General features: G+C 59.9%; 3 protein-coding genes. All 3 read right to left on the reverse strand.

From position 1 onward, the window contains the following. A partial coding sequence (locus tag ABX749_RS26705) for a hypothetical protein (RefSeq protein WP_372898687.1) occupies window positions 1-344 on the reverse strand: 344 nt, incomplete at its 3' end. A 3-nt stretch (window positions 345-347) separates the two neighbouring features. Next, window positions 348-1,697, reverse strand: coding sequence for a hypothetical protein (locus ABX749_RS26710; protein ID WP_145209285.1), 1,350 nt, complete (start codon window positions 1,695-1,697; stop codon window positions 348-350). Window positions 1,698-1,860: 163 nt separating this feature from the next. Continuing rightward, window positions 1,861-3,387, reverse strand: a 1,527-nt coding sequence (locus ABX749_RS26715; protein ID WP_372898688.1) for a hypothetical protein, incomplete at its 5' end; no start/stop codon positions are given.

Genomic DNA, 3,387 nt, shown 5'->3' on the forward strand with positions numbered 1-3,387 from the left:
CCGATCAACCAAGCCGGCCCCGCCGCAGGCATTTCGCTGGGGTCAATCGTGACGTGATGGGCGATCTTATTGGTCCGGCCGGAGTAGTCGGTTCCGTAGGCCGCGACGCGTGAAAGGACCGAGACGACTTGACCGCCCAGATTGACGCGTTGATGGGCAAGAGAAACAGGGTTTTCCGAAGCCCGACTGCTGTCCGGTGGAAATAGGTGTCGGTAGCTGGAGATCGCTTCCAACTTTCCGATCACATTGATCGGCATCCCTGCCGTCGTCAGGACCGTACAGAAACCTCGACTGCCATGACGCAGCCCTTGGGGCGCGGACGTGTAAAGTAATTCAGTACTCAAAGGTCACTCGAGTTGTTCCGTCAGCCAGCGACCATCGTCCAACGACGCGGTATCGCCGGTCGCTCCGACCAGACCGCCCGCCCAATTGTGCAGCGCCATCAACATCGGGATCTCGACCCAATACGGCTGCATGTCGCGCGGCCGAATCCCCAACGCGCCGGTTGCCGGATCGACCGTCGGACTGCTGCCGCTGGCGCTGACGGGGATAAACGTCAAACTGGTCGAGAACCCTTCGGCCGCGGCGACGATCTCGGGACAGATCTCCGCCATCAATTCGCCGACCCGCTCCGACGTTTCTTTGATGCGTCGGCTGTCGAGCGAGCAAAACTTACTGCCCTTGACCGGCAAATACGGCTCCTCGGTCGAAACATCCGGCAACAGATTCTTCCACGCATCCCACTTCGTCACAATCACGATCAGCGGACGCTGATGCAATTCATCGTCGCGAAGGCCGGCATGGCGACGCACCCGCTGGATCGCTTCCAACAGGATCGTGTCTTGACGCACCGTGGTCTCGCGAGCCAAGCGTGAGGTACGAGACACCATCTGCGGATCCTCGGTCTTGCCTTCGCAGGCGCGGCGAAAACGCGTGTCTTGAGTCGGATCGAAACAGAAGAACAAACACTTCGAACAGGCCAAGTGCCGCGTGACCGGGTTGACCGTCTTGTCCGCCCCCGGAAAGAAACTCTCCCCCGCGTTGTCGTACAGACAAACCAGCTTGGAAATCTCACGGTTGCGACGGTAACGCGGATGATTGGACAGCGGTTGCAGATTAAACATGAACGGCCGCGGCAACGAGACGCTGTGGTCGCCCATGTCGACCGTGTCATACATGTCCCCCTGCTCCTCCGTTTTCGCCAACGCGACCGGCGTGTCCAAATCCGGGTTCATGAACTGCAACTCTTCGTATTCATGAATCCGCGAATTCGTTTCCGCATCCACATCGCTGAGCGAAACGGCGAAACGTTTCGGCAAGGTCTGACGAAGCTTCCAGGACATCGACGTCAGAAAATAGCTTTTGCCGCACGCCGGGGCACCGAAGATGCTGAAGAACAGACTGGGCACCTGGTACATCGAACGCGGCACGTGCAGATGACATTTGGGACAGGCCATCCGAGTCGCGTACTGCCCCATCTCGTCGATCGCATCGCCCTGAGGACTGAACCGACTGGGCAAAAACCGCTTGGCATGCTGGAACCCCAATTTGGCATCGCCCAGCAAATCGGGGTGCTCGGCAATCCAAAGTGACTCCTCAGGCGCATAGGCATGCCAGCAATGCGGACACGTCACCTTGTTGAGCAACGTCAGGGCCTGAGTTCTTACTGCGGTCGGCATGCGGGAAAAGTCGCTCATGCGGGGAGGAATCTGGAAAGTGAACGCATCAGCAGTCTAGTCGACTAAGGGTCTCGATTCCAGCAATCAGCGCCTCCAGCATCCCGCACTCCTGGTGCCGGGCGATCGAATGTTCTCCCGGCCGGACCGATTGTAGGCATTGGTCCGTCATTGCGGCATCGGGTCAGGCACTTCGACCGATATTTGCCGTCGATGGCAGGTAGGGGGCGGCGGCCGGGCGGATGCGAAGCTGGAAGAACGCCGGATGCTGGGCCAGCAACAGGGAAAACATCGTCGCTCCGGATTCGCTCAACAGACCCAGCATCGAATCGTCCAACTTCGGCAGGGTTCGCAAATCAAAGATGGCCCGATTGAGTGTCGTGCCGAACGGGCCGTAGGGATACGCTGCCAACGTGTCTTCACGCAAGCGAAAGTAATCCTGTGACGTCGTCGGCGTCGTTGCCATCCCCTGCTGCTCGGCGGCGCGTTGGAAATCGCCTCGCTGTTCGTAGATGTCGATCAGCAATCCGACCGCGAGCTTTCGCGAAGGATTGGATTCGGGCGTCGAGTCGCGATAGCGTTGGGCATCGGTCAGGGCGCGACGATCATATTGAAAGAACCAATCCACCCGGCTTTTGTCGGTTTTGATCAGCATCGACAACGGGTTCAATTTCGTCGCCGTGCGTAACGCGTCGATCGCTTGCTCGCCCAAACCGAGCGCGGCCAACAGCAAGCCGCGCTGATGTTGGACCTGGAAGTTGTATCGGTACTTGCGATGTAATTCGGCGAAGATCCGATAGGCTTCTTCGAAATGATCCAGCGACTGCCATTCGATCATCGCTTGGGCCAATCGGGCGTCGACGGAGTTGGGATCTTTTTCGAGCGCCTTGGTCATACTGCTGCGCGCCTTTTCCAGATGGGCGAGCGATTCGGCCGCGTCGGTTCGTGAGGCCAAGGTCAGCGAAGCGAGGGCGATTGCCGCCAACGGTTCGCTCAACCGTGGGTCTTCTTCGTGGGCTTTTTCAAAACAACTGAGCGCCCGCATCAGTCCCTTGGTGCTGTCGGCATCCGCGTAGGCATGCCCTTTCATCATGCATCCGTAGGCCATCGGATCCGGCGCATCGCTCTTTTGCCCGCTGGTGACCAGGGCACGTCCGATCTGTTTGGCAACGTCCGACGCCACCGCGCTTTGCGTCAGGAATTGTCCTCCCGGCAAGGCGCCCGACTGCTCGGTCACAAACTGTTTGCCGTCGATCAGGCTGCCGTCGACGGCACTGACGAGTTGCCAGCTGACGACCCAATAGGTTTGTTGTCCCGCCGTCTGGCTTTCGAAGGCCCCGGTCAAAAACGCATCCACCCCCAATTCTTCGCCGAGCGCGACGAACTGTTCGGGCGTTTGGGCCGTCAACGGACGGAAGGGCAGCACCGTCAGGCCGTCCACCGCCGACAGTTCATTGACGAGCGCGGAGGCCAGGATTTCACCGTCGGCAAGGCCGCGTTCGGCCAACGGCGTCGCTCCGTCGGTCGGCTCCCCCGCCTTTGCGTTGATGTCACGAAGTTCCAACACCGCGATCGATTGGATCGATCCCAACCGCGAGGACGTCTTGCCCAATGACAGCCCGCCCAGCATGCCGCCGAACAGACCGCCGGCCAAGGTCGTCAACATGTGTCGCCGCAAGATCCCCTCGCCGGCTCCCTGTCGGTCGGCCGA

It is taken from the genome of Stieleria sp., assembly GCF_041595215.1.
Classification (GTDB): Bacteria; Planctomycetota; Planctomycetia; order Pirellulales; family Pirellulaceae; genus Stieleria; species Stieleria magnilauensis.

What these genes read in the sequence shown, in the direction of transcription:
- ABX749_RS26710 (WP_145209285.1), bottom strand. Translation starts at nt 1,697, where the DNA reads ATGAGCGACTTTTCCCGCATGCCGACCGCAGTAAGAACTCAGGCCCTG.